Source organism: Nocardia sp. NPDC057440 (assembly GCF_042802915.1).
In the GTDB taxonomy this organism is placed as follows: domain Bacteria; phylum Actinomycetota; class Actinomycetes; order Mycobacteriales; family Mycobacteriaceae; genus Nocardia.
In genome coordinates, this window is record NZ_JBHVDF010000018.1 from 57,470 (window position 1) to 82,132 (window position 24,663).

The 24,663-nt window shown below is 67.2% G+C and carries 21 protein-coding genes; 5 read left to right on the plus strand and 16 right to left on the minus strand.

All coding sequences use genetic code 11. The annotated features are described in order from the left end of the window. Positions 1-11: 11 nt before the first annotated feature. The 5 genes from ACFU4Z_RS29815 to ACFU4Z_RS29835 form a co-directional block, all read right to left on the minus strand. Positions 12-476 carry a 6,7-dimethyl-8-ribityllumazine synthase gene (locus tag ACFU4Z_RS29815; RefSeq protein ID WP_379069465.1) on the minus strand — a complete coding sequence of 155 codons (465 nt, stop codon included), beginning with the start codon at positions 474-476 and terminating at the stop codon, positions 12-14. 9 nt (positions 477-485) lie between these two features. Next, positions 486-1,337, minus strand: coding sequence for an alpha/beta hydrolase (locus ACFU4Z_RS29820; protein WP_379069469.1), 852 nt, complete (start codon positions 1,335-1,337; stop codon positions 486-488). Then, complete coding sequence (locus ACFU4Z_RS29825; RefSeq protein WP_379069472.1) at positions 1,334-2,734, minus strand: M20/M25/M40 family metallo-hydrolase; 1,401 nt, start codon at positions 2,732-2,734, stop codon at positions 1,334-1,336. Before ACFU4Z_RS29825 ends, ACFU4Z_RS29820 begins: the two co-directional genes overlap by 4 nt. Then, positions 2,731-4,395 carry a CocE/NonD family hydrolase gene (locus ACFU4Z_RS29830; RefSeq protein ID WP_379069475.1) on the minus strand — a complete coding sequence of 555 codons (1,665 nt, stop codon included), beginning with the start codon at positions 4,393-4,395 and terminating at the stop codon, positions 2,731-2,733. The genes ACFU4Z_RS29825 and ACFU4Z_RS29830 overlap by 4 nt, the downstream gene beginning before the upstream one ends. A 65-nt stretch (positions 4,396-4,460) precedes the next feature. After that, positions 4,461-4,802: a VOC family protein gene (locus ACFU4Z_RS29835; protein ID WP_379069478.1), complete on the minus strand. Its 342-nt coding sequence runs from the start codon at positions 4,800-4,802 to the stop codon at positions 4,461-4,463. A gap of 90 nt (positions 4,803-4,892) precedes the next feature. Here ACFU4Z_RS29835 and ACFU4Z_RS29840 point away from each other — a divergent pair, with 90 nt between their 5' ends. After that, positions 4,893-5,735: a sigma-70 family RNA polymerase sigma factor gene (locus tag ACFU4Z_RS29840; RefSeq protein ID WP_379069481.1), complete on the plus strand. Its 843-nt coding sequence runs from the start codon at positions 4,893-4,895 to the stop codon at positions 5,733-5,735. 110 nt (positions 5,736-5,845) lie between these two features. Then, positions 5,846-6,307 (plus strand): DoxX family protein, encoded by a 462-nt coding sequence (locus tag ACFU4Z_RS29845; protein ID WP_379069483.1) that lies wholly within the window; start codon positions 5,846-5,848, stop codon positions 6,305-6,307. A 123-nt stretch (positions 6,308-6,430) separates the two neighbouring features. Here the strand turns inward: ACFU4Z_RS29845 and ACFU4Z_RS29850 are convergent, their stop codons facing one another. The 3 genes from ACFU4Z_RS29850 to glnA all read right to left on the minus strand — a co-directional run bounded on the left by ACFU4Z_RS29850 (position 6,431) and on the right by glnA (position 10,724). Then, entirely contained in the window at positions 6,431-7,315 is an 885-nt protein-coding gene (locus tag ACFU4Z_RS29850) for a hypothetical protein (protein ID WP_379069486.1), read from the minus strand. Between the two features lie 235 nt (positions 7,316-7,550). Then, positions 7,551-8,441: a tyrosine-protein phosphatase gene (locus ACFU4Z_RS29855; protein ID WP_379069489.1), complete on the minus strand. Its 891-nt coding sequence runs from the start codon at positions 8,439-8,441 to the stop codon at positions 7,551-7,553. An 846-nt stretch (positions 8,442-9,287) separates the two neighbouring features. Continuing rightward, positions 9,288-10,724 carry a type I glutamate--ammonia ligase gene (gene glnA, locus ACFU4Z_RS29860; protein ID WP_379069493.1) on the minus strand — a complete coding sequence of 479 codons (1,437 nt, stop codon included), beginning with the start codon at positions 10,722-10,724 and terminating at the stop codon, positions 9,288-9,290. Between the two features lie 251 nt (positions 10,725-10,975). Here glnA and ACFU4Z_RS29865 point away from each other — a divergent pair, with 251 nt between their 5' ends. Beyond that, positions 10,976-11,431, plus strand: coding sequence for an RDD family protein (locus ACFU4Z_RS29865; RefSeq protein WP_379069496.1), 456 nt, complete (start codon positions 10,976-10,978; stop codon positions 11,429-11,431). Positions 11,432-11,603: 172 nt separating this feature from the next. Here the strand turns inward: ACFU4Z_RS29865 and ACFU4Z_RS29870 are convergent, their stop codons facing one another. Then, positions 11,604-12,347, minus strand: a complete 744-nt coding sequence (locus ACFU4Z_RS29870) for a DUF4191 domain-containing protein (protein ID WP_379069499.1) — start codon at positions 12,345-12,347, stop codon at positions 11,604-11,606. Between the two features lie 393 nt (positions 12,348-12,740). On the opposite strand from ACFU4Z_RS29870, the gene ACFU4Z_RS29875 reads away from it, so the two are divergent. Next, positions 12,741-14,678 carry a hypothetical protein gene (locus tag ACFU4Z_RS29875; RefSeq protein ID WP_379069502.1) on the plus strand — a complete coding sequence of 646 codons (1,938 nt, stop codon included), beginning with the start codon at positions 12,741-12,743 and terminating at the stop codon, positions 14,676-14,678. Positions 14,679-14,840: 162 nt separating this feature from the next. Here the strand turns inward: ACFU4Z_RS29875 and ACFU4Z_RS29880 are convergent, their stop codons facing one another. From ACFU4Z_RS29880 to sucB, 6 genes are all read right to left on the minus strand, one after another. Beyond that, entirely contained in the window at positions 14,841-17,045 is a 2,205-nt protein-coding gene (locus tag ACFU4Z_RS29880) for an elongation factor G-like protein EF-G2 (RefSeq protein WP_379069505.1), read from the minus strand. Between the two features lie 198 nt (positions 17,046-17,243). Then, positions 17,244-18,260 (minus strand): lipoyl synthase, encoded by a 1,017-nt coding sequence (gene lipA / locus ACFU4Z_RS29885; RefSeq protein WP_379069507.1) that lies wholly within the window; start codon positions 18,258-18,260, stop codon positions 17,244-17,246. A 56-nt stretch (positions 18,261-18,316) separates the two neighbouring features. Next, positions 18,317-19,051, minus strand: coding sequence for a lipoyl(octanoyl) transferase LipB (gene lipB / locus ACFU4Z_RS29890; protein WP_379069510.1), 735 nt, complete (start codon positions 19,049-19,051; stop codon positions 18,317-18,319). A 152-nt stretch (positions 19,052-19,203) separates the two neighbouring features. Next, positions 19,204-19,737, minus strand: coding sequence for a GNAT family N-acetyltransferase (locus tag ACFU4Z_RS29895; protein WP_379069513.1), 534 nt, complete (start codon positions 19,735-19,737; stop codon positions 19,204-19,206). After that, complete coding sequence (locus ACFU4Z_RS29900) at positions 19,734-20,642, minus strand: TIGR01777 family oxidoreductase (RefSeq protein WP_379069516.1); 909 nt, start codon at positions 20,640-20,642, stop codon at positions 19,734-19,736. The genes ACFU4Z_RS29895 and ACFU4Z_RS29900 overlap by 4 nt, the downstream gene beginning before the upstream one ends. Positions 20,643-20,666: 24 nt before the next feature. Next, the gene (gene sucB / locus ACFU4Z_RS29905; RefSeq protein WP_379069519.1) at positions 20,667-22,421 is read right to left on the minus strand and encodes a 2-oxoglutarate dehydrogenase, E2 component, dihydrolipoamide succinyltransferase; all 1,755 of its coding nucleotides are present in this window, start codon (positions 22,419-22,421) and stop codon (positions 20,667-20,669) included. A 259-nt stretch (positions 22,422-22,680) separates the two neighbouring features. On the opposite strand from sucB, the gene ACFU4Z_RS29910 reads away from it, so the two are divergent. Continuing rightward, positions 22,681-23,043 (plus strand): oxidoreductase, encoded by a 363-nt coding sequence (locus ACFU4Z_RS29910; protein WP_379069523.1) that lies wholly within the window; start codon positions 22,681-22,683, stop codon positions 23,041-23,043. A gap of 108 nt (positions 23,044-23,151) precedes the next feature. On the opposite strand, the gene ACFU4Z_RS29915 is transcribed toward ACFU4Z_RS29910, so the two are convergent. Next, positions 23,152-24,663 carry a leucyl aminopeptidase gene (locus tag ACFU4Z_RS29915; RefSeq protein ID WP_379069525.1) on the minus strand — a complete coding sequence of 504 codons (1,512 nt, stop codon included), beginning with the start codon at positions 24,661-24,663 and terminating at the stop codon, positions 23,152-23,154.

Sequence of the window (24,663 nt, forward strand, 5' to 3'; positions counted from 1 at the left end):
CCTGCCGGAGGTCACTGCGCCGCGGCAGGCAATCCACGCAGGGAGCTGAGGGTGTTCGCCATCGCGCGCGCGGCCTCGGCTCCCTTCGTCACGAAATGCTCGGTGAAGTAGGTGACGTGCTCGGTGTGCTCGTGGAAGTGGTGCGGGGTGAGCACCACCGAGAAGACCGGCACATCGGTGTCGAGCTGCACCCGCATCAGGCCGTCGATCACCGCGGAGGCGACGAAATCGTGCCGGTAGATGCCGCCGTCGACGACCAGCGCCGCCGCCACGATCGCCGCGTACTTGCCGCTCTGTGCCAAGCGCTTGGCGTGCAGCGGAATCTCGAACGCGCCGGGGACCTCGAAGACGTCGATGGCGGCGGGATCGAAGCCGAGGTCGGCGTACTCGGCGGTGAAGCCCTCGTACGCCTTGCCGACGATCGAGCTGTGCCACATGGCGCGAATGAACGCGACGGATCCGGTACTAGTGCCCATAGTCGGATCCTACTTCCCGGTAATGTGTGCTTCCAGCCAGTCCACGACATCGCCGAGCACCTTGTCCTGCTCGGGCTCGTTGAAGATTTCGTGATACAGCCCGTCGTAGCGGATCACCGTGAGATCCTTCGAGCCCGCGCCTTCCTCGATGAGGGTGGAGCTGGACGGCGCGGCGATGGCGTCCGCGGTGCCGTGCAGCACGAGCAGCGGCACGGTGAGCTTGTCCAACCGCCCCTTGACCAGGGTCGTCGTGGTCAGGATCTCGGTGCCGGTGCGGGCGGGGAGTTTGCCCCGGAACACCAGCGGATCGTTGTCATAGGCCCGGATCACCTCGGGGTCACGGCTGATCATCGACGAATCCAGCTTCAGCACACCGAGATTCGGCGTCAGCCGGGACAGCACCGGTGCGAGCAAGCGCTGCAGCGGATTGCCGATCGGGATGTCCAGCGGCGGCGCCGACAGCACGATGCCCGCGACATCGATCGGTGCGCGGGTGGCCAGGTGCAGCACGATGAGGCTGCCCATCGAATGGCCGATCAGGAAGCGCGGCACGTCGGGATGCTCGCGGCCCGCGAGGTCGAGCATGAAGGCGACATTGTCGGCGGAGCCGTCCATCGAGCCGATGTTGGCATTGCTGCCCGCGGACTTGCCGTGCCCGATGTGGTCGAGCGCGTAGACGGCGAAACCGGACGCCGCGAGCCGCTTTCCGACATGCGCGTAGCGGCCGGAGTGTTCGGCGACCCCGTGCACGAGCACGATCACGGCCTGCGTGACGGTGTCGGGCAACCAGGCGCGCCACGCGACCCGGCTGCCGCGCCCGTCGAATTCACCGGTGGCGGACTCGAGGCTGTCGGATGTCATGCGTCGGCTCCTGACGTCTGCGGCGGCGCGGTGGTCGACGCGTGCGCGAAGTGGTCGATCAGCCGCCGATTGAACTCGATGAGCCGAGCGTAGTTCACCAAGGAGATGCGTTCGTCGGTTCCATGGATCGTCGCGAGATCGGCCTTGGTCAGCACGATGGGCGCGAAATTACAGCGCGCGGTGGCGAGATCGTTGTAGTGCCTGGCGTCGGTGGCGCCGGGGACGATGCCGGTGGTCACCGCGATGCCGGGCACCACGTCCTCGGCCAGCCGCGCTATCAGTTCGAACCCCGCGCCGGGCGCCGCAGGCCTGGTGGGCTCCGAGGTCATGCCGACCAGATCGATGCGGACCCCCGCGTCACGCACTACCTTCCGGCAGTGTTCGAGCACCGACGCGACCGAATCACCGGGCAGGATACGGAAATTCACCAGGGCTTTGGCCTGTTGCGGCAGCACATTGGCCTTCACGCCGCCGCTGATCACCGTGGGCGCGGTGGTGGTGCGCACCAGCGCCTCGGTCTGCGGCGTCGCGGCCATCACCCGGGTGATCAACGGCGTGGCCAGTCCGGCGAGGCCGAGCAGTCGGCGCCGGGAATCGGGCATGACATGCCGCAGCCTGGCCAGCATGTCGGACACCAACGGAATCAGGCGCAACGGCATCGGATGGTCCTGGACGCGACCCACCGCGCGGGCGATGCGGCCGACCGCGGTCTGGCGGCCCGGCATGGACGAATGTCCGCCCACCTCCGACACCGACAACCGGATGGTGGCATAGCCCTTCTCGCCCAACATGATCGAGGCGACCGGACGATCCACGCCGTCGGCGACGCCGTCGGTGATCACGCCGCCCTCGTCGAGCAGCAGGTCCGCGTGTACACCCGCGTCACGCAGCCGCTGCGCCATCCGCACCGCGCCCTGGTCGCCGAACACCTCCTCGTCGTGCCCGAAGGCCAGATACACGGTGTGTTCGGGCCGCACGCCCGCCGCGAGCGCGGATTCGACGGCCTCCAGGATGGCCATCAGGCGGCTCTTGTCGTCGATGGCGCCGCGGCCCCAGATGAACTCGTCGTCGACAACGCCCGCGAACGGTGGATGAGTCCAGCGCGCCGGGTCGTCGACGGGCACCACGTCCTGGTGGGCGAGCAGGATCGCCGCCACGGTGTCCGGTGCGGTGCCCGCCCATCGGTAGAGCCTGCTGTGGCCGAACCGCTCCAGCTCGAGTTCGTCGTGCACGAGCGGGAAGGACCGCTCCAGATGCTCGCCCAGCCGGGAGAACTCCTGGTCGTCGGCGGCGGGTTCTTCGGCGGACACCGTCACGCAACGCAGTGCTTGCGCCAATCGCTCGGCGACCAGCGCGTCGACCGGGGCCGGGTGGATAGACGCGGCGTCTGTGGTCATCGATCACCGGTCTGGTACTGCGGCAGATTCATGGGCACCGTTGCATTGTTCAACACTCCGGGCCCGAGCGTGATCGTCTTCTCGGCGCGCCATTTGACCAGGGCCTCGCTGACCCCGCCCGACAGGTCGGGTTGGCGAGGCGCACCGAGCAGCGGCAGGTCGAGCCGGGCCGCCGTGACGGTGACCGTGGTGTTCGCCGGGGTGTGCGACCACACATCGTCGATGACGTCGGTGATCAGCGCCCCGATTCGGTGGCCCGCGGGCAGCGGCCAATCCTGGGCCAGCATCCTGATCTCGGCGGTCTCCGACACCGGCGCGATGCCGCGGGTGATGATGGTGGCGCGCCCGTCCGGGGCGATGTCGTACAGCTCGACGGTGACAGTGGCCGACGGCGGACCGACCAGCCGCAGCGACGCCGTCGGTACGCCGGCCAGGTGCTGGTCCTGGGCGAGCGGTTCGGAGACCGACCAGATCTCTCGATCAGGCCCGGGAATAATGCCGCGGTCGGTGTAGACGCCGGTCCGCAGATCGACCGAGACCTGTCGCATGTCCTTCGGCGGCCACGCGGATTCCGAGCGCCAACCTCCGTCGTACTGGCCGACCCTGACGCGTGGACCCGGCACCTCGACATCGCGGCCCGCGACATGCCTGTCGAAGAACGCGAGCAGTTCGGCGTCGAAATTCGGGGTGCCGCACTTCTCGTGGCAATCGCTGTGACTCCACTGGCCGAACCAGGCCCGGTGCTCGCCGGGGCCGAGCGCATCCCACACATCGAATACGCGGTAGGCCCTGGTGTTGTAGTCGAGGAACCCTTGAGCGAGAAACAGCGGAATCGTGTTGCCGCGCAACTTGTCGACCAGATTGCGGTCGCGCCAGAACTCGGAGTTCACATTGTGGTCGGCGGTGTTCGCGGCGTACTGCGCGTAGCACTGCGGCGACATCTGCACGGCGTTGGCCTGATACTCGGGGGAGTCGTCCCAGCGGCCCGGAGTGGAGGCGATGAGCAGGTGTTCGAGGCCCACCTGGTCGGCCGGGCGGATGCCTCTGTCGATGACCGGCTTACCGCTGAACTTCCACGACACGCCCTGCATGTACAGATAGGTGTACGGATCGACCGCAGACGCGAACGAGCCCACCGCGGCAAGGCCTTTCGGCTTGCCGGCAAGGCCCATCATCGCGGTCCACCCCTCATAGGAGACGCCGACCATGCCGACCTTGCCGGTCGACCACGGCTGGCCGGCCGCCCACTCCACCGCACTGGTGACATCCGAACGTTCCCCCGGCCCACCGTAATCCGGGCATCCCGACGACCCGCCGAACCCGCGCAGATCGACGATCACGTAGGTGTAACCGGCCCGCAGGAACATGTCGACGGGGAGATAGTCGATCGAGGGACCGTCGGCCAGGTGCGGGATGCTCAGATAGGCCAGGTGCGAACGATACGGGCTCACGGTGAGCACCACCGGAGTGCGCGTGTCCTCGGAGATCCCGAGCGGGCGCATGATGTCCGCGTGCAACCGGGTGCCGTCCGGTGCGGTGATATAGCTCTGCGACCACGTGAACGGCAACCCGGCCGGATCGGCGGCCGCCACCGGCGCCACCACCCCGAGCAGCAACAGCATCCCGACCAATACCCGCGACAACGCAGCACCCACAGTCACCTGAGCACTATCGACCGCTCCCGGGCGGCTGTCCAGCCCCTGGAAGCAGGGGGCCGGTCATCCGGTCACGGCTGCAGCAGGCCGACGACATTGCCGTCGGCATCGGTGACCGTGGCGATCAGCTTCCCGCCGCCTACGTCGGTGGGCTCCTGCCGTGCCTCGGCGCCCGCCTCGACCAGGGCCGCGAGGTGCTTGTGGATGTTCTCGACGTGCCAGTAGCCGACCGGTCCCGTCATGCCTTTCTGCGCGCCGTTCGGGTCGAGGCCGATGTCCTGGCCCGCCACGCGGTAGCCGACGTAGTACGGGGTGTCGGCGATGGGCTCCGCACCGAACAGCGCGCTGAACATGCTCTTCGCCTTGACGAGGTCGGTGACGGGGTACACGATGGTCTGCAGTCCTGCGGTCATGATCGGCTCCTTGTTCTTGCTTGCCAGCGGATTTCCCGGTCTTCGCTCCGGTCCGTCTACTTGACCGACCGAATCGGGAGAATGTGACAGATGGACGAGAATTTTCTTGCCGAGCGCTTCGAAGAGCATCGGACGCACCTGCTCGCGGTGGCGTACCGGATGCTCGGCTCGGGAAGCGAAGCCGACGACGCGCTGCAGGAAGCGTGGCTGCGGCTGAGCCGTTCGGACGCTGAGGAGATCGACAATCTGGGTGGCTGGCTGACCACCGTGGTGGCGCGGGTCTGCCTGAACATGCTCCAGTCCCGCAAGACGCGGCGCGAGGAACCACTCGACGACCTCGAGCCGCCGCCGTCCGCAGACGGTCCGGAACAACAAGCGGTGCTCGGTGATTCGATCGGACTCGCGCTGCTGGTGGTACTCGACGCGCTTGCGCCCCCGGAGCGGTTGTCCTTCGTCCTGCACGACATGTTCGCGGTGCCGTTCGATGAGATCGCCCCGATCGTCGGCAAGAGTCCGGCGGCGGCACGGCAATTGGCGAGCCGGGCGCGGCGGCGGGTCCAGGGTGCGCGGGCGGCCGCCGACCGGGATCGGCAGCGTGAGGTCGTCGACGCGTTTCTGGCGGCGTCGCGCAGCGGCGAGTTCGAGAAGTTGCTGACACTGCTCGACCCGGATGTGGTGCTGCGCGTGGATGCCGCCGCCATGGCGACGGGTGCGGTAGGGGCGCTCGGTGCGGGTGCGGTGGCCGAAACCTTCTCCGGCCGTGCCAAGGCGGCGCGACCGGCGCTCATCGATGGGCGAGCGGGGGCGGTGTGGGCCGTGGGCGGGACGCCGCGAGTGGTCTTCGACTTCACCGTGTCCGACGGCCGGATCGTCGCGATCGACCTGCTGGCCGACGCGGAAACTCTCGGACTGATGGAGCTCGAAGTCCAGTAGAGCTGGACTTGGCTGTGACCTGCGCTGTCACATCTGGGCCGTGCGAACGGTCAAGGGTGTGACGGCGCAACACACACTCGCGCCGCAGGAGCGAGGCGAGGAGAGCCGCCATGAACAATGCACGATCGATCGGATACTGGACCACGACCGCGGTGACGGTCTTCATTCTGGCGTCGGGCGGTGTCGCCGACCTGGTGCACCGTGCCGACACCGCGAGCGGCATGACCGAACTGGGGTACCCGACCTACGTCATGACGATTCTGGGCGTGTGGAAAGTGCTCGGTGCCTTGACAATTGCCGCGCCGCGATTCCCGCTGGTGAAAGAATGGGCGTACGCGGGCACATTCTTCGATCTCACCGGAGCGTTCGCCTCGCACATCGCGCACGGCTCCGGCGCGAACCACCTGTTCTACACCGGCTTCTTCGCATTGTGCGCAGTGGCGTCGTGGGGGCTGCGGCCAGCGAGTCGCAAGCTCGCGGTGCCGGTCTTCCGTGGATTCGGACGGATTGCCGAGCCGCAGGCAACGGACGCGCGGGCAGTGGCGACCGGACGGATGCCCGCGGTCGCCTAGCTCGTCCGCGCGCGAAAATGGACCGCCGTTCGGTAGGACGGCGGGCCATTATTCTTTTGTGCTCAGGGCCGGCTGAATTGGAGGTCTGCGATCGGGTGCGGATTTCGCGCCCGAGACGGCCGGTCAATATTGTTTGGGGAGGTCTGAGCGCCCGGCCGAATATGGTGACCCCCAGTACGATTCGAACGTCTGCAGCTGACGACCCGAACGGTCGAACAATGCCTCCGAACCCAGCCAAGACCATCCGATGTCTTCGTCCCGCGGGAGGATGAGGATGGACTTGGCGGTGTGGATGTCTCGGTCCATCTCGCCTTCGTTGATCAGGTACTCGGCCGAGAATTGCGCTGTCGCGCTTCCCGTCTGGGCTGGGCTGCACGATACGAGCACGACCGGGCTTTCGGGATTGTCTTCGACCGCTTCCAAGGTGTGCTCATTGCCGGCGACGGCGGGCCCGTAGCCGCTTCCGTCGACGAACACCCGACGACGTTCGCCATTGATATCGACCTGGACAAGGTGAGACTCCGGGTAGGAGTGGGAGATGATGTACAACGGAGGGCGGCCGGTCCGTTGTACCTCCCTTTGCCACGCTGCATCTCGGCGCTCGCTGTACTGCCAGCGTGCATGCGAATTCTGCGTTGCGGGACTTATCTGGTAGGCGTCGCGGTAGTAGAGGTCGCTGTCGCGGTTGCGCATGCTCGCCCACCGAGGAATATTCGCGACGTCGTGGTCGGTCTCGGGGAACAGTACGCCGAGCGGGCGTCCATCGGCATCGTGCAGCCCGACACTGTAGATATCCTCCGGTCGAAACGACAGAGTTGCGCCGGTCTGCGTATCGATGCCGAAGATGGGTCCGCCCGCGGAACTATGCGGCGAATTACCTGATAGACCAAGCGAATTCGGACTCATCGTCCAGTCCCAGCCCGGTGTGAAGTCTCGGTCGCCTTGGACGATCGTGTTCGTGCCAGGGCCGCTTACGTCGGCGAACCGGGTAATCCGCTCGCTCACCACCCGTGCGAGATCGGTGGTGTCGGTCGCGAGTCGTCCTGTCAGACCCTCCAGCACGTGGGTCGCGCTGTGCATATCTGGGTGTCCCTCGTCCGCGAAACTTCTGCCGAAGCAGTATAGGACCACTGTCGCACGACACGACTGTGATGCTTGCCTGTTCGCCGCGGCGCGGACCTGCAGACGCGGTCGTTCGGGTCCAGCATCGAAAATGTCTGGACCCGAACGAATCCCGAGTGTGTCAGCCGACGAGGTTCTTACGGAGTTGCAGGATAGTCCTGCCGTCGAGGCCGAGGCCCTGGGTCAGGAACTTCCCGAAATCGCCGTAGTCCGCTTCGAGCTTGTCGACTGCGGTTTCCAGGTAGGCGTCACGGACTTCCTGCAGGGGGATCAGCAGATCGGGGTTCTGCATCAGGCCTGCCCGCTTCACGTCCTCACGCAGCTTCGCATCAGCGGCGGCGCGGAACTGATTCGACAGCAAATAGTCCTGTCGCGCGGTCTGTTCCGGCACGCCGACCGCGCGCAGGACCACGTAGGTCACCCAGCCGGTTCGATCCTTGCCCGCGGTGCAGTGATAGAGCGTGGCCTTGTCGGTCGCGGCGAGATCCTTGATCGTCTGCCCGAATTTGGCCAGCGAGTCGGTGTTGAAGAAGCTCCGATAAACCCCCGCCATGATCTCCTCGGCCCGTCCGTTGCCGAGCAATTCCTCCTGCCGCTGCGGATCGCGAGACTGAATCGCTTGCAGCATCTGCTGGAACAGCCCGGTGTCATCGATCGGCCGCGAGACCTGTTGCACGCCCGCGGGCAGCTTGTCGGGTCCTGAGAACTGGACCTCCGCGGGTGTCCGCAGATCGATGGCCGCCTTCAGATTCAGGCTACCCAGCTTCTGCACATCCGCAGGGGTCAGCTTGTCCAATGAATCGGCTCGAATAGCCTTGCCGGACTTGACCTTCGCCCCGTCATAGGTGCGATATCCGCCGATATCCCGGACATTCACCGCCCCCTGCAATTCGATACGCGCCGCCGCCGCCTCGACGGCGGGATCGGCAATCGCGGTAGGCGGCGAACCGGTCGCGGTCAGTGCGAAAGTCGCGAGGGCGGCGGTAATGAAAGAAATAATAGAAATCTTCATGGCGCGGGACAGTAGGACCAACGCCGAGGTCTGTGCAGCTGTTCTCTCCGCTTTCGCCGCAACTGCCCCGCTGATCGGGATCCCCTTCCCGCTCAACAGGATTCCGGTTCCATTCAACGGGATTCACACTGTCGCGGAAAGATTCGATCTATGAACGCGGAAGATCCTTCACCTCTTCCGCTTTCGAGCAGGCTTCCGGCCTGATGTCTGCGGCCGTGCCGGCAGGACGGCGGCCCGCTTCGTCTTGGATTGTCGTCGATGCAGCAGCCCGCCGGCTACTCCGATCACGCTCACGGCAATCGCTGACCAGGTAGCCCAGTTGGTGAAGATTTGTCCTACGGTATAGGCCATCGTGCGGTGCACCGGGACCGTCAGCGGGATGTCGTTGCTGATCACATGTCCGTCGCTGAGCGGAATCTCCAAGTGTGCGGTCAACTGCAGCGCTGCGGTCGGGTGTTTGGGGCGCACGAACCATGTCGATGAACGCCGCCCCCTCCTTGTCGGCCCCGCACTTCCTTCGGCTGGATGCACCCAGACAGGTCCGCCGGTCATGGATGTGAAGGTTACAAGGAAAAGCCTGGTAGCAGGTGCATTCTGCGCCGTTCTGACACCAGCGCGCCGGGGACGGCGAAAGAACCGTCACTGTTATCCGCGGTCGACGCGACAGCGGGTGTCCGCCGTCGGGATCGTGCGATCCGAGCCATGGCCGGACGCAGACGAGTCCACCCGCTTCGCAATCGGTCAAGTGATCGCGGAACGGATGGACTCGCTGGAAACTACCGCCGGCGAACCGCGGACCGAAGATCTGGGTTAGCTGCTCCGGCCGCAGTTCAGTAGCCCGAAGGCTTACACGTCGAAGTAGAGCTCGAACTCGTACGGGTGCGGGCGCAGGTTCACCGGGGCGATTTCCTGCTCGCGCTTGATGGAGATCCAGGTCTCGATCAGGTCCTCGGTGAAGACGTTGCCTTCGGTGAGGTAGTCGTGGTCCTGCTCGAGCTTGTCGATGACCGACGCCAGGCTGGTGGGGGCCTGGGGGATGTTCTTGGCCTCCTCCGGCGGGAGCTCGTAGAGGTCCTTGTCGACCGGGGCCAGCGGCTCGAGCTTGCGCTTGATGCCGTCCAGGCCCGCCATCATCATGGCGGCGAAGGCCAGGTACGGGTTGCCCGAGGAGTCCGGCGCGCGGAACTCGATGCGCTTGGCCTTCGGGTTGTTGCCGGTGACCGGGATGCGCACGGCGGCGGAGCGGTTGCGCTGCGAGTACACCAGGTTGATGGGGGCCTCGTAGCCGGGAACCAGACGGTGGTAGGAGTTCACGGTCGGGTTGGTGAAGGCGAGCAGCGACGGCGCGTGGTGCAGGATGCCGCCGATGTAGTGCCGTGCCAGATCCGAAAGGCCCGCGTAGCCGGCCTCGTCGTGGAACAGCGGCTTGCCGTCCTTCCACAGCGACTGGTGCACGTGCATGCCCGAGCCGTTGTCACCGAAGAGCGGCTTCGGCATGAACGTGACGGTCTTGCCTTCCTGCCACGCGGTGTTCTTCACGATGTACTTGAACAGCTGCAGATCGTCGGCGGCCGAAAGCAAGGTGCCGAACTTGTAGTTGATCTCGGCCTGACCGGCGGTGCCGACCTCGTGGTGGCCGCGCTCGAGCTCGAAGCCCGCGTTCTGCAGGTTGGTCGAGATCTTGTCGCGCAGGTCGACGTAGTGGTCGTACGGGGCGACCGGGAAGTAACCGCCCTTGTTGCGGACCTTGTAGCCGCGGTTGCGGGTGCCGTCCGGGTTGAACTCCGCGCCGGTGTTCCACGAACCCGAGATCGAGTCGATCTCGTAGAACGAGCCGTTCATCCCCGATTCGTAGCGGACCGAGTCGAAGATGTAGAACTCCGCCTCGGCGCCGAAGTAGGCGGTGTCGGCGATACCGGTCGAACGCAGGTACTCCTCGGCCTTGCGCGCGATGTTGCGCGGGTCGCGGCTGTAGGCCTCGCGGGTGAACGGGTCGTGCACGAAGAAGTTGAGGTTCAGGGTCTTCGCGGCGCGGAACGGGTCCAGTCGCGCGGTGCTGAAGTCGGGGAGTAGGAGCATGTCCGACTCGTCGATCGACTGGAAGCCACGGACGGAGGAGCCGTCGAACGCGAGCCCTTCCTCTGCGAGGTCGGTGGTGAACGCCTTCGCGGGGATCGAGAAGTGCTGCTGTACACCAGGAAGATCGCTGAAGCGGATGTCGACATACTCGACTTCTTCGTCAGCGAGGTATTTGATGACCTCGTCGGCCGTGCTGAACGTCACTTGTGCTCCTTACGGATCGGTTCCCAGCCCGTGTCGATTGCATGGGTTCGTCGCGACCAGACGCTATGGATGCGGTGTTTCCCGGCAGTCAAGGCTGTGTTTCGCCAGTGTTACACGTGCGGCTGGTCGGGTGGCGCTGACCACCCGGGCTCGAACAGCATGGTAATCCTCCCATCCGTGGGGGCACGCGCCGACCTGAACTCCCCTTATGCGGTGCCGGTCAGCCGGTTGGGCGCGCTTATTGTGGGGGTATGGCACGCAGCACCGGATCATGGCTCTCGGGACCTCCGACGAACCCGGATGACCCGGCAACTCCTGAGTTCCCCGGTCAGTACCTCGGTCTGCCGCAGTCGGGTCCCGGGTCGCTGCCCGGCATGGGACGCCGCATCGCCGCGCTGTTCGTGGACTGGATGATCGCGGTCGGGATCTCGCTGTTGATCGTGCGCGGCAGCTCGGCCTCCAGCCTCACCCTGGTGATCTGGTTCGTGATCGGTGTGGGTGCGGTCACGTTGTTCGGTTACACGCCGGGGCAGTACTTCCTTCGGCTGCGAGTGATCCGGGTCGATGCGCCGGTCGGCGTCGGTTTCGTGCGCGCGCTGGCCAGGCAGGCGCTGCTGGTGTTCGTGGTGCCCGCTTTGTTCACCGACGCCGACGGCCGCGGCATGCACGACCGCGCCACCGGTACCGCGGTCGCGCGCGCCCGCTGACGCGGCGTCACGTTACGGCCCGTACCCGGTGTCCGGACCGCCCGCGACGCGATCGAGATACCTCACCTGGCTGCTCACCACCGAGCAGTCGGCGTAACAGCACGCCGGATACTCGAAAGGCCCGCGTCCCGACTCCCGGGACGCGGGCCTTTCGAATCATTACTGCGCTGGGTCAGCGCCTGCGGATGCTGCGCTGCACGCCGCGCATCTTGGCGCCCGCGGGCATCGGACCCTTCGGCAGCGCCGGGCCGCTGCGCGCGTTGAGGGCGCTGAGCCTGCCCTCGATGAGGTCCATGCGCTTGACGTCGATATTGCGAGGCAGCTTGGTGAGGTGGCGCTGCAGCTCCTTCAGCGATACCTGGCCCTCGTCGTTACCGATGATGATGTCGTAGATCGGGGTATCGCCGATGAGTCGCGCGGTGCGCTTCTTCTCCTGCGCGATCAGCGATTTCAGCCGCTGCGGGGAACCCTCGCCGATCAGGATCACCCCGGGCAGGCCGATCACCCGGTGCACCGCGTCCAGCTGAGTGGTCGCGGCGATGCCGTTGCTGACCCGCCACTTGCCCTGCAGGTTCTCCAGCACCCACGCCCCGGCGCCCGCCTGGCCCTCGGCCTTGGCGTACACGTTCTTCTGCACGCGCCGCCCGAAGATGATGAACGCCACGAGTACACCGAGCAGCAGGCCGAGCGGCAGCAGGAACCACTGCAATCCGAAGATCAGGCCGATCACCACGAACACGGCCGTGATGCCGACCACGGCGCCGATCATCAAGGGCAGCAGCAGCTTGTCTTCCTTGCGCTGCATCTGGAACGCCTGCCACAACTGCTGGCGGCGTTCTTTCGACTGCTGCTTGCGCGCCGCCTTCGCCGCGGCCTTCGCTTCCTTCGACGGCGTGCCGCCCTTGCCTACTGCCATGTGTCTCAGGATAGTGGCTGCGTATAGCCCGGTCGGCGGCGGGACGGGCGTGGTTCGAGTGATCGCGCCGCGGCGTGCTCGCCGATCCGAGATGATCGAGATCACATAGGCTCGACCACCTGGCCTTGCTCGTGCAGTACGGCGTGGTGGCCACCGAGGCGATGGTCGGTTCAACAGTCCTCCGGGCTCGCATGCGATGCACGAAGGTCATGCCAGATCTGCGCCTGAACTGCGGCGCAACGGTGCGTGATCGAGTCCGCCGCCGCTGTGGCGTATAGCCGCCCTTGTGCCGCCAATACCCTGCTCTTGCAGTGCCTTTCGAATTTCCAACTGGCTTCGCATCGAATATTGTTGAGCGGTCGATAGGGTGGACGCGATGAAGGGTGGCCATCGATGCGGGTCATCAACGAGCGAACGGCGATACCGGAATCCGAGCAGCGAGTGCTCGACTGGATGCGGACCTGGACCGGGCATCGCATCATTGTGGGACTGGCGATTCCTGGGTGTGCTATCCCGGAGTCCGGTCGCACCGGCAATGCGAGGGCAACCGACCTGGTGGTGATCACGCCGCAGGCCGTTGTCGTGATCGGAGCGAAAGCGGCCGTTCCAGTGGCGGCCACCGGTGGCCTGCCGGTGCGGGCCGATGGGCGACCGTCCACCTTCGAGGATGACCTGATCCAGGTACGTGACGACAGCAGCCTGTTCGATCAGATGACGAATGCTGTCTCCAGGCTGAAAGAACTGGTTCGTGAGCGCCATGTCGACGCCCATGTCGACGGGCTGATGGTCGTGGTGCCGCCCGAGGAAGCGGACATCACCTCGACTGTCGAATCGCGGCAGGACGAATTCCCGGTGGTGTTGGGGTCGACTCCCGGGCAGCTGCGTGCCTGGTTCATCCGCACCGCGAACCGACGGCTGATCTGGTCCGCCGAGGACGTGCACGCGTTGCTCGGTGACCTGCACATGTCCGATCTGGTCACCTGCGAAGACCTGGTTGCGGAGGGCTTTCCGTCGCAGACACGCCCGCATGCGGATCCGAGTGGAGTGCCGTCACCGAGCGCACCCGATTCGGACCGCTCACCGACCGCGCCGCTGCCCGCGATAGCCGCGACCTCATCCGGCTCGGAGCGGTCGGCCGAACTCGACGACCCACCGGACGACGATCAGCCGGTGCCGGTATCGGACCAATCGGAGTCGCCGCAGGCGGCGACCCTCCTGCGGGTGCGACCGGAGGAATCGGAACAGGTAACGCGATTCGGGCCACCGGTGCGACCGCTGGGCGATCAGAGCTCGCACCGCTCGCTGTCCACCCGCGTGGATCATCGCCGGACCGACGAAGTGTCCGACGACGCCGGGGCGGCGCTGGTGTCGCATTCCGGTGCGAGTGCTACCGCCGCGAGCTGCACGGACACGCAACTGGTCGCGGAAGCGCCCGGCGCGTGGTCGACCGCGGAGGGGCGACGTGCTCCGGACTCGAGCGGTCGGCAACGAGGAGCGCCCGCCGTGGTCCCGCCGCCATGGATCACGCCTGACACCGACAGGGAGCCGTCGGGGAGATCATCGTTTCTCGATGGTCAGCCGCCGTTGATCGAGCCCGATTCCGAGGTCGAGCCGCCGTCGCCGAGCACTTTCCGCGCAGATCATCGCGTGTCGTCGACAGTCTCCGATCGCGATGCGGATCCGCCGCTGTCGTACCGAGCCTCGACGCCATACCCGGCAGACGAGAACGAAGTCGATGCGGGTGATGTCGAGGCTCCCGAACCTGCCGGTCCGCAGTCGTCCTTCACCGGCCAATGGTCGTCGTGGATCGATGCGGATACGGATGCGGATGGCTACGACGATGACGACTACGAACCCGACTATGACGACGACTATGACGACATGCCGTCGCGCCCGGTCAGCGCGCAGCCACCCCCCGAGAACTGGTTACCGCCACAAACCACACCGAGACTGTTGCCGGGCCGAACCAAACCGGTCGTCAACGAACGTCGGCTCCGCATGCCATCGCTTCGACCTGCGCTGCCCATCCGTCAGCTTTTCCCAGCCCAGGCGACCGGCCCTGTGCAGTTCAACCGGCATCTCCCGCAGCAGTTGCAGTTCAATCGGCATCTCCCGCAGCAGCTGGCGGCGGTGGCTGTGATCGTGGGCGCCTTCGCCGCGCTCTGGTTCCTGGCTGCCGCTTGCTCGTCGTCGCACCAGAACGCAGTTGTGCCGCCCCAGCCCACACCGACCACCGAGGCCGCTGTACCAGCTGAACCTGTCGCCGAAACGGCGGAACCAGCACCTATGCTCGTGCCGCCGCTGTGCTTTCCGTACCCACCAGAATGCTGACGCTGCCACCCGAGTCGGGAAGACGAGCATCGTGGCCGTACTCGGTCGGCCGTTGAGCCTGCTGCCGGTGTCCTCTCGACGCTGATCGGCTGATCGTCAACTAGAGCACGTGGCGGCCGCACCCGGACGGTTGGCCGCAGGGAGATATCGCAGCGGTGGCGGCTAGGTCCGGACCGTGGCCTGCCCGCGGACAGCGGTGGCAATCGACTGGGGCATTTGCTCGTGCCGGGTATAGGTGCGGCTGAAGTCGCCGGTGCCGTGTGAGAGTGAACGCAGGTCGATGGCGTAGCGGCTGAGTTCGAGTTCGGGGACCTCGGCGTGGATGCGGGTGCGGCCGATGCCGTGCGGTTCGGTGCCGAGGACACGGCCGCGGCGGCTGGACAGGTCGGTGAGGACCTGGCCGACGTAGTCGTCGGAGACGACGACCCAGACCTCGTCGAGCGGTTCGAGCAGCGCGACGCCCGCCGTGGCCGCGGCCTCGCGCAGGGCGAGCGCACCCGCGGTTTGGAAGGCGGCATCGGAGGAATCGACCGAGTGGGCCTTGCCGTCGAAGAGCGTGACCCGCACGTCGACTAGGGGATAGCCTGCCGCCACCCCGCGCAGCGCCTGCGCGCGGACGCCCTTCTCCACCGACGGAATGAATTGGCGCGGAACAACGCCGCCGACCACCTTGTCGACGAACTCGATGCCGGAGCCACCGGGCAGTGGCTCCACCTCGATCTCGCAGACGGCGTACTGGCCGTGGCCGCCGGACTGTTTGACGTGCCTGCCGCGCGCGGTTGCCTTGCCCGCGAACGTCTCCCGCAGCGCGACCTTGTGATCGATCACGTCGACCTGAACCCCGAATCGGGTGCGCAACCGCTCCAGCGCGACATCGCGGTGCGCCTCGCCGAGGCACCACAGCACGACCTGGTGGGTGTCGCCGTTCTGCTCCAGCCGCACCGCGGGATCCTCGGCGACCAGGCGCGCGAGGCCGGACGAGAGCTTGTCCTCGTCGGCCTTGCTGCGGGCCTGAATGGCAATGGGGAGCAGCGGATCCGGCATCGGCCACGGCTCGATGAGCAGCGGGGCCGCGGTGCCGGACAGGGTGTCGCCGGTCTCGGCGCTGCCGAGTTTGGTGACGTAGGCGATGTCGCCCGCGATCGCCTGCCCGAGCGGGCGCTGCTGTTTGCCGAACGGTGCGGTGACCGCGCCGATCCGTTCGTCGACATCGTGGTTCTCGTGGCCGCGGTCCTCGTGCCCGTGGCCGCATACGTGCACGGTGTCGTCGGCGTGCAGAGTGCCGGAGAAGACCCGGACCAGTGACACCCGGCCGACGTAGGGGTCCGACGCCGTCCGGATCACCTCCGCGGCCAGTACGCCCGCCGGGTCGCAGTGCAGCGGCTGTGGCGAGGCGCCATTGGTGATGGTGATCGCGGAGACGGTGTGCTCCGCCGGTGTCGGGAAGCCGCCCGTGATCAGGTCGAGCAGTTCGACGGTGCCGAGGCCCTGTTTGGCGCCCTCCGGCGCGTGCGCGCCGAATAGCACGGGATGGAAGCTGCCGCGGGCGACCGCGCGTTCGAGGTCGGTGACGAGCGTGGCGAGATCGATCTCCTCGCCGCCGAGGTAGCGCTCCATGAGCGATTCGTCCTCGCTCTCGGCGATGATGCCCTCGATGAGGCGGTTGCGCGCTTCCTCCAACTCGGTCACCTGATCGGCGGATGGTTCGATCTGCGCGCATTCCCCGGAGGAGTAGTCGACCACGCAGTGCGGCAGCAGCTCGACCAGCCCCGTGACCGGTCGATGACCGTCGGGACTTTTCGGCCCGTACACCGGAAGATGCAGTGGCAGAATATTTTCCGACGAACCGTCGCCGAGAACGGCGCGACAGGTCTCGGTCATCTCGTCGAAATCGGCGCGTGCGGTGTCGAGGTGGGTGATCACGATCGCGCGCGGCATCCCGACCGCTGCGCATTCCTCCCACAGCGCACGGGTCGCCCCACTGACCGCCTCGGCGCCCTCCGCCGCGGAAACCACGAACAGCGCCGCGTCCGCCGCCCGCAGGCCCGCGCGCAGCTCACCGACGAAATCGGCATAGCCGGGCGTGTCCAGCAGATTGATCTTGATTCCGGACCAGGAGATCGGTACCACCGACAACTGCACCGATCGATGCTGACGATGCTCGATCTCGTCGTAATCCGACAGCGAAGTGCCGTCCTCGACCCGCCCCGCCCGGTTCACCGCCCCCGTCGTCAGCGCCAGCGCCTCGACCAGCGTCGTCTTCCCCGACCCGCTGTGCCCGACCAGCACCACATTCCGGATGTCCTCCGGCCGCCCCGCGCTCACTCCTCTGCCGTTGCCCCCGGCAGCTGCACTCGCCTTGTCCACTGTGTCTCGCTTCCTCGCCGACACCTGCCGTACATCGAGCTTCCCACCACCGGTCACGTCGCGTCCACGCTTCGGGCGAACGCGCGGAAAAGGGGCCCGCAGGCAGGCAGTGTCGATCGACGCACCGAACAAACGACTCGGTCCCCGCGCACCAGCGAACATTCGCCGGAGTGCGGGGACCGAGTCAGGTGCGATAGCTCAGGAACCGAAGCGCGCGAGGACCGCGCTCGCCTCCTGGGAGGCGGTGCCTTCCTTGGCGAGATGGGCCATGGCGGCGGGGATTTCACGGCCGTGGTGGGTCATCGCCTGGGTGTAGAGGCGGCCTGCGCGGTAAGAGGAGCGGACCAGGGGCCCCGCCATGACACCCGCGAAGCCGATTTCCTCGGCCATCTTCGAGTGGTCGACGAATTCCTCGGGCTTCACCCAGCGGTCGACCGGGTGGTGCCGGGGGGACGGGCGCAGGTACTGGGTGATGGTGAGGATGTCGCAGCCCGCCTCGTGCAGGTCGCGCATCGCCTGGGTGACCTCTTCCGGGGTCTCGCCCATGCCGAGGATCAGGTTGGACTTGGTGACGAGGCCCGCTTCGCGCGCCGCGGTCAGCACCGAGAGCGAACGCTCGTAGCGGAAGGCCGGGCGGATTCGCTTGAAGATGCGCGGCACGGTTTCGAGGTTGTGCGCGAGCACCTCGGGGCGTGAGGAGAACACTTCGGCGAGCTGATCGGGGTCGGCGTTGAAGTCGGGGATGAGCAGCTCGACGCCGGTGTTGGGGTTCAAAGCCTTGATGGCACGGACGGTTTCGGCGTAGAGCCAGGCGCCGCCGTCTTCCAGGTCGTCGCGGGCGACGCCGGTGATGGTCGAGTAGCGCAGACCCATCGCCTGCACGCTCTCGGCGACACGGCGGGGCTCGTCGCGGTCGAGTGCGGCCGGCTTGCCGGTGTCGATCTGGCAGAAGTCACAGCGCCTGGTGCACTGCTCGCCGCCGATGAGGAAGGTGGCTTCGCGATCTTCCCAGCACTCGAAGATGTTGGGACAGCCCGCTTCCTCGCACACCGTGTGCAGGCCCTCGCGTTTGACCAGTCCCTTGAGTTCGGTGTACTCCGGGCCCATCTTGGCCTTGGTGCGTATCCATTGAGGTTTGCGCTCGATCGGGGTCTCCGCGTTGCGCGCCTCGATGCGTAGCAGTTTGCGTCCTGCTGGTGCTGAAGCTGAGGTCACCGAACCGATGCTACGCCCGGTGTTTTCCCCCGCTGTCGCGCCATCGGTCACCGCGGTCACGCGCCGACGCCCGGTGCGGGCTGCGGTGTGACGCGCGCGATGTCGTGCGCGGTCACCGGAAGTTCGCCGTCGAGCGCGCGAATGATCGCGTCGGTGACCGTGGGCTTGACCTCGGCCACCGTCACTTCGCGGCCGAGCTCGCGGGTCAGCGTGGTGACGCCCGCGTCACGGATGCCGCACGGCACGATCGCCTGGAAGCCGTCGAGCGCGGAATTACAGTTCAGTGAAATGCCGTGCAGGGCAACGCCACGCTGCACGCGCACACCGATGGCGGCAATCTTGCGTTCGGCGAAGAACTCGGTCGCGGGCAGCCATACGCCCGATCGGCCCTCGATGCGGCCGCAGGTCAGGCCGAGGTCGGTGCACACGGTGATCAGCGCCTCCTCCAGCCTGCGCACGTACTGCACCACGTCCACCGGTTCGGCGAGCCGCACGATCGGGTAGCCGACGAGCTGACCCGGCCCGTGCCAGGTGATTTTGCCGCCGCGATCGACCTCGACCACCGGGCTGCCGTCGATCGGCAGATCCTCGGCCTCGGTGCGCCGGCCCGCCGTGTACACCGAGGGGTGCTCGAGCAGCAGCAGGTGGTCGTTTCCGACGCCGTCGGCCCGCTCGGCGGCGATCTTGCGCTGCAGGTCCCAGGCACTGTGGTAGTCGATGAGTCCGAGATCCTTGACCACGATCGGGGTCGTGTCGAATCTGGCGGACCACGTGGTGCGCGTGTCGTTCACGTCCTCGACGGTACGCTCAGCCGGCTCACAGGTTCTACCGGTGTGGTGTGGGGGATGCCACACGGTAACCGGCTCGGTCGCCGGCCCCGGCACGACAACTGCCCGAGACGGCTGGACGCCGCTCGGGTCGATAGCTCGGGGTTGGCAGGCCGCTACTGCGGGTCGATAGGCAACGTCAATTGCATCAGCGTCAGGTCCATCCAGCGCTCGAACTTCCAGCCCACCTGCGGGAGCTCGCCGACGGTGTGGAAGTCGAAGCGCTCGTGCAATGCGATCGACCCGGTGTTGCTCGATTCGATCGCGGCGATCATCGCGTGCACGGTGCCGCTGGCGCGCGCCCGCGCGACCAGCTCGGTGAGCAGCGCGGTGGCAACGCCGCGCCGTTGGAATCGGTCCGCGACGTACACCGAGTTCTCCACCGAGAACCGGTAGCCGGACTTGGGCCGCCACGGGCCGTAGCTGGCGTAACCGGCGACTTCGCCGTCGATGTCGGCGACGATAATCGGCATTCCGGCGGCGGTGCGGGTCCGGAACCAGGCTCGCCGCTCGTCGAGGCCGACCTGCTCCTCATCCCAAATGGCCGTGGAGGTGGCGATATTCGCGTTGTGGATCTCGAGCACCGACGGGAGATCGCCTTCGTGTGCGTCGCGGATGACCAGCACCGTTCGCGCGTGCAGTCCGGTCATCGCTCATCTCCCTCGCGACCCAATGTCGCCGCGAGCGCGGCGCCGATGGTGTGGTGCTGGAACGGATAGCCCGCTTCCTCGAGAGCGGTGGGGATGGCCCGCGGGCCGTGCAGGATCGCTTCCTGCGCGAACTCACCGATCAGCGCGCGCAATGCGAACGCGGGCATCACCATAGGGGTCGGACGGTGCAGTGCCCGGCCGAGCGCGCGGTTGAATTCGGCGTTCGTGACCGGCGCGGGTCCAACCGCGTTGATCGGCCCGGAGATCGTGTCGTCGGTGAGCGCGAAGATGATCGCACCGATCTCGTCGTCCATCGAGATCCATGGCGTGTACTGCCTGCCGTTGCCGAGTCGGCCGCCGAGGCCGAGCGAATACAGTGGCTGCAGCATGCCGAGCATGCCGCCACTGTGCGACAACACCACGGCACTACGCAGCAGCACCGTGCGCACGCCCGCGGCGGTGGCGGGTTCGGTCGCGGCCTCCCAGTCGCGGCACAGGGTGGCAAGGAAACCCGCACCGGCGGGCGAGGTTTCGTCGACGACGCGGTCGCCGGTCTCGCCGCCGTAGTAGTGCACACCGCTGCCGTTGACCAGCACCGGGACGCCCACCGCGGCGACGGCGTTGGCGAGCACGTCGGTCGGGGTGATCCGGCTGTCGCGCAGTTCCTGCTTGTAACTGCCGTTCCAGCGCCTGCGCCCGATGCTCGCACCGCACAGGTTGACCACCGCGTCCGCGCCGCGCAGGGCCCGCTCGTCCAATTCGGCGCGAGCGGGATCCCACACGTACTCGTCCGGGGCCGCGGCCGGACGGCGCACCAGGCGGGCGACGTCATGCCCGTCGCGGCGAAGTGCCGCGACGAGCGCCGTCCCGATCAGTCCGGACGAACCGGCGATCACCACCTTCATGCGTGACAGTCCGACCTTCCCGAATTACAGGCCGAGATCAGCTTCGAACGCCGCTTCCTCGAGCCGGTGCCGGATCGTGGTCAGGAACCGACCCGCGTCGGCGCCATCGATGAGGCGGTGATCGTAGGTGAGCGGCAGGTAGCACATCGAACGGACGCCGATGGATTCGTTGCCCGTCTCGTCGGTGACGACCACGGGGCGCTTGACGATCGCACCCGTGCCGAGCATGCCCGCCTGCGGCGGCACCAGGATCGGAGTGTCGAACAGCGCGCCCTGGCTGCCGATATTGGTGATGGTGAAGGTGCCACCGGCCAACTCGTCCGGCTTGAGGCCGCCGTTGCGCGCGCGGTTGGCGATGTCCGCGATGGCTCGCGCCAGCCCAGCCAGCGACAGGTCGCTCGCGTTGTGGATCACCGGGGAGAGCAGGCCCTGCTCGGTGTCGACGGCAATGCCGAGGTGCACCGATGCGTGGTAGGTGATCTCCTTGGTGCCCTCGTCGTAGCTGGCGTTGACGTTCGGGTGCACGCCGAGCGCCTCGACGACCGCCTTGGCGAAGAACGGCAGGAACGTCAGGTTGACGCCCTCACGCTCCTTGAACGACGCCTTCGCGAGGCTGCGCAGCGCGGCGATCTTGGTGACGTCCGCCTCGTGCACCTGGGTCAGCTGCGCGGTGTTCTGCAGCGATTCCCTGGTCTTGGTCGCGGTGATCTGCCGAATGCGGCTGGCCTTCTGCACGGTGCCGCGCAGGTGCGCGAGCTGCGACTGCGCCGCCGCCGGTGCGGCCGCGGGCGCCTTGGCGGCCGGTGCGGCCGCGGCGGGCGCCGCCGGTGCCTTCTTGGCTTCCGCGGCGGCGAGCACATCCTGCTTGCGGATGCGTCCGCCGACACCGGAACCGGTCAGTGCGGCCAGGTCGACGCCGTTCTCCTCGGCCAGCTTGCGGACCAGGGGAGTGACATACGGGGTCGCGCCATTGCCGGAGGAGTCCGCGGCGGGTGCGGCGGCCACAGCGGCCGGAGCCGGAGCGGGCTTGGGCGCTGGTGCGGCGGCTGCGGGAGTAGGCGCAGGCGCGGGAGCCGGAGCCGGAGGAGCCGGTGCCGGGGCGGGCGCGGGTGCCGCAGGTGCGGGCGCCGGTGCCGGTGCAGCCGGGGCTGCGGCGGCCGGAGACCCGGTGCCGACGACACCGAGCTGTCCACCGACAGCGACAACGTCGTCTTCCTGCGCGGTGATCTCCAGCAGGGTGCCTGCGACCGGCGACGGGATCTCGGTGTCCACCTTGTCGGTGGAGACCTCGAGCAGTGGCTCGTCGACGGCGATCTGGTCACCGACGGCCTTCAGCCAGCGGGTGACAGTGCCCTCGGTGACCGATTCGCCGAGTTCCGGCATCTTGACCGGGGTGCCCGATCCGGCGGCGGCCGCGGGCGCGGCAGGTGCCGCGGGCGCGGGTGCCGCTGCGGCGACCGGCGCGGGAGCGGGCTCCGGTGCCGGGGCGGGTGTTTGCGCGGCTTCGGGTGCAGGAGCTGCGGCGGGCGCGGGGGCTTCACCGGCTTCGCTGATCACGCCGAGTTCACCGCCGACCTCGACCACATCATCTTCTTGGGCGACGATCTTCGACAACACGCCCGCGGTTGGCGACGGGATCTCGGTGTCGACCTTGTCGGTGGAGACCTCGAGCAGTGGCTCGTCGACCTCGACCGTGTCTCCTTCCTGCTTCAGCCACCTTGTCACCGTTCCCTCGGTGACGCTCTCACCAAGAGCCGGCATCTGGACGGAGAAGGCCATGTCCGTTGACTCCTCTGACTGCTCGACGGGTTCTACAACAGTTGATCTCTCTGCGAGCACGCATCGCGGGTTGCGATGAATGCTCGAAAGCCACCGATCATTGTGCGTGGCACCGGAGATCCGTGTGGTTCTTGTACCGCGTTCCATCCTTGCACCCGTCCGCTTCTCACGTAGCACAGGGCAGCGAACTGTACGGAGCTGGCAAGATGGGAAGACCGGTGACGCGCGATTCCCGGTGTCGGACAGGAGGTCGACTGCGGTGGGTTTGCTGGATCGTTTTCGTGGTGCCGCAGCTCGGGGCAGCGGCGTTCTACGTGCGGGTTCTTCGCGTAGCGACGATGCCCGCTATCTGGCCCAGTGGGTACGCGCCCACACCGGGGTCGAGGGGTACGTCGAGCCGAAAACAACAGTGACCGACGTCACTGTCGTGCTTATTGCCGTTGATGGGGAATGGACGCGCCGGGTGGTCGGCGAGCGCGGAGCGCAGCGGCTTGCCGGAGATTTGCGCATCCCGATCTACGACGTGCGCAAAACCGGCTATCCGCAACGGATGCGCGATTACGACGCCAGGAAGCGCATCGAGCGACAGCGCGCGATGGAGCAGGATCTGCGCGATCTGTAGGTTCCGGCCCGCTGTTTCGTTCAATATGTTCACCCGCACGGCCCGAACGAAGGTCGCCCCACGCCCGCTCGCGGCGTGACGGGCGACCTTCGATCGGCATCGGAATGACTACTCGGCGGCGATGTCCTCGATCACCGCGATGAGGGTGCGGACCGGGACGCCGGTGCCGCCCTTGCCGATGTAACCGAACGGGCCGCCGGTGTTGTAGGCCGGGCCCGCGACATCCAGGTGCGCCCACTGCACGCCCTCGGGCACGAACTCCTTGAGGAACAGCGCTGCCGAAAGCATGCCGCCCCAGCGGTGCGGCGCGACATTGGCCAGATCGGCGATCTTGGAGTTCAGGTCCGCGCGCAGTTCCGTGGGAAGCGGCATGGCCCAGCCGTTTTCGCCGACCTCGCGGGAGATCTTCGCGACCCGGTCGCGGAACTCGTCGGTACCCATCACACCGGGGGTCCTGGTGCCGAGCGCGACCATCTGGGCGCCGGTCAGGGTCGCCACGTCGATGAGGTAGTCGGGTTCGTCCTCGCCTGCCCGCACGATCGCGTCGGCGAGGATGAGACGGCCCTCGGCATCGGTATTGAGCACCTCGACGGTGGTGCCGCCGTACTGAGTGAGCACATCGCCGGGGCGTTGCGCGGTGGCCGACGGCATGTTCTCGGCCATCGGGACGGTCGCGGTGACCGTGAGCGGCAGACCGAGGCGGGCGGCCAGCAGCGTGGTGGCGACCACCGCGGCGGCGCCCGCCATGTCCGAGGTCATGTTCTCCATGTTCTGCGCGGGCTTGATGGAGATGCCGCCGGTGTCGAAGGTGATGCCCTTGCCGATCAGCGCGACCTTCTTGGGTCCGCCCGCGTAGGTGATGCGCACCAGGCGCGGCGGGCGCGATGAACCCTTGCCGACGCCGAGCACGCCACCGAAACCGCCTGCCTCCAGGGCCTGTTCGTCGAGCACCTCGACCTCGAGCCCGGCCGCCTCGGCCAACACCTGCGCACGCGCGGCGAATTCGGCGGGGAAGAGATGGCTCGGCGGGGTGTTGACGAAATCCCGCGCGGTGGCGACGGCCTCGGCGACCAGTTGCGCCTTGATCAGCGCCGCCTCACCGAATTCCGGCTCCGGCACCAGCAATTCGACCCTGGCCACCGGGCGCTCGTCCGGCTTCGGCGCGGACTTGCCCGACTTGAACGGCGTGAAGGTGTACGCGCCGAGGTAGAAGCCCTCGGCGGCGGCGCCGAGGTCGAGGCCCGAGAGAGTGGTCGCCACCAGCTCGGTTCCCGACAGCGCCCGCGCCGCGACACCGGCCGAGCGGCGGATCTGCTCGGCGTCGACCTTCTCGGCGGCGCCGAGGCCGACCGCGAGCACGCTGGTCACCCCGTCCAGCCCGGCGGGCGCGGGCACCCTGGACAATTCCTCTGCCTTGCCCTTCGCGCCGACCGCACCGAGCTGGTCCAGCAATTCCGCGCGGATGTCGGCGTCGAGCACGTCACTGAACAGGTCATCGGGCGCGATCGCCGGGCCGTTCTCCGAGGAGGTCAATCCGATGACGAGCACATCGGTGTCGGGCCCGAGGGTTTGTGTGCGAGCCAGTTCCGGTCCTAGTGAACGATCTGCAACAGCGGTCAT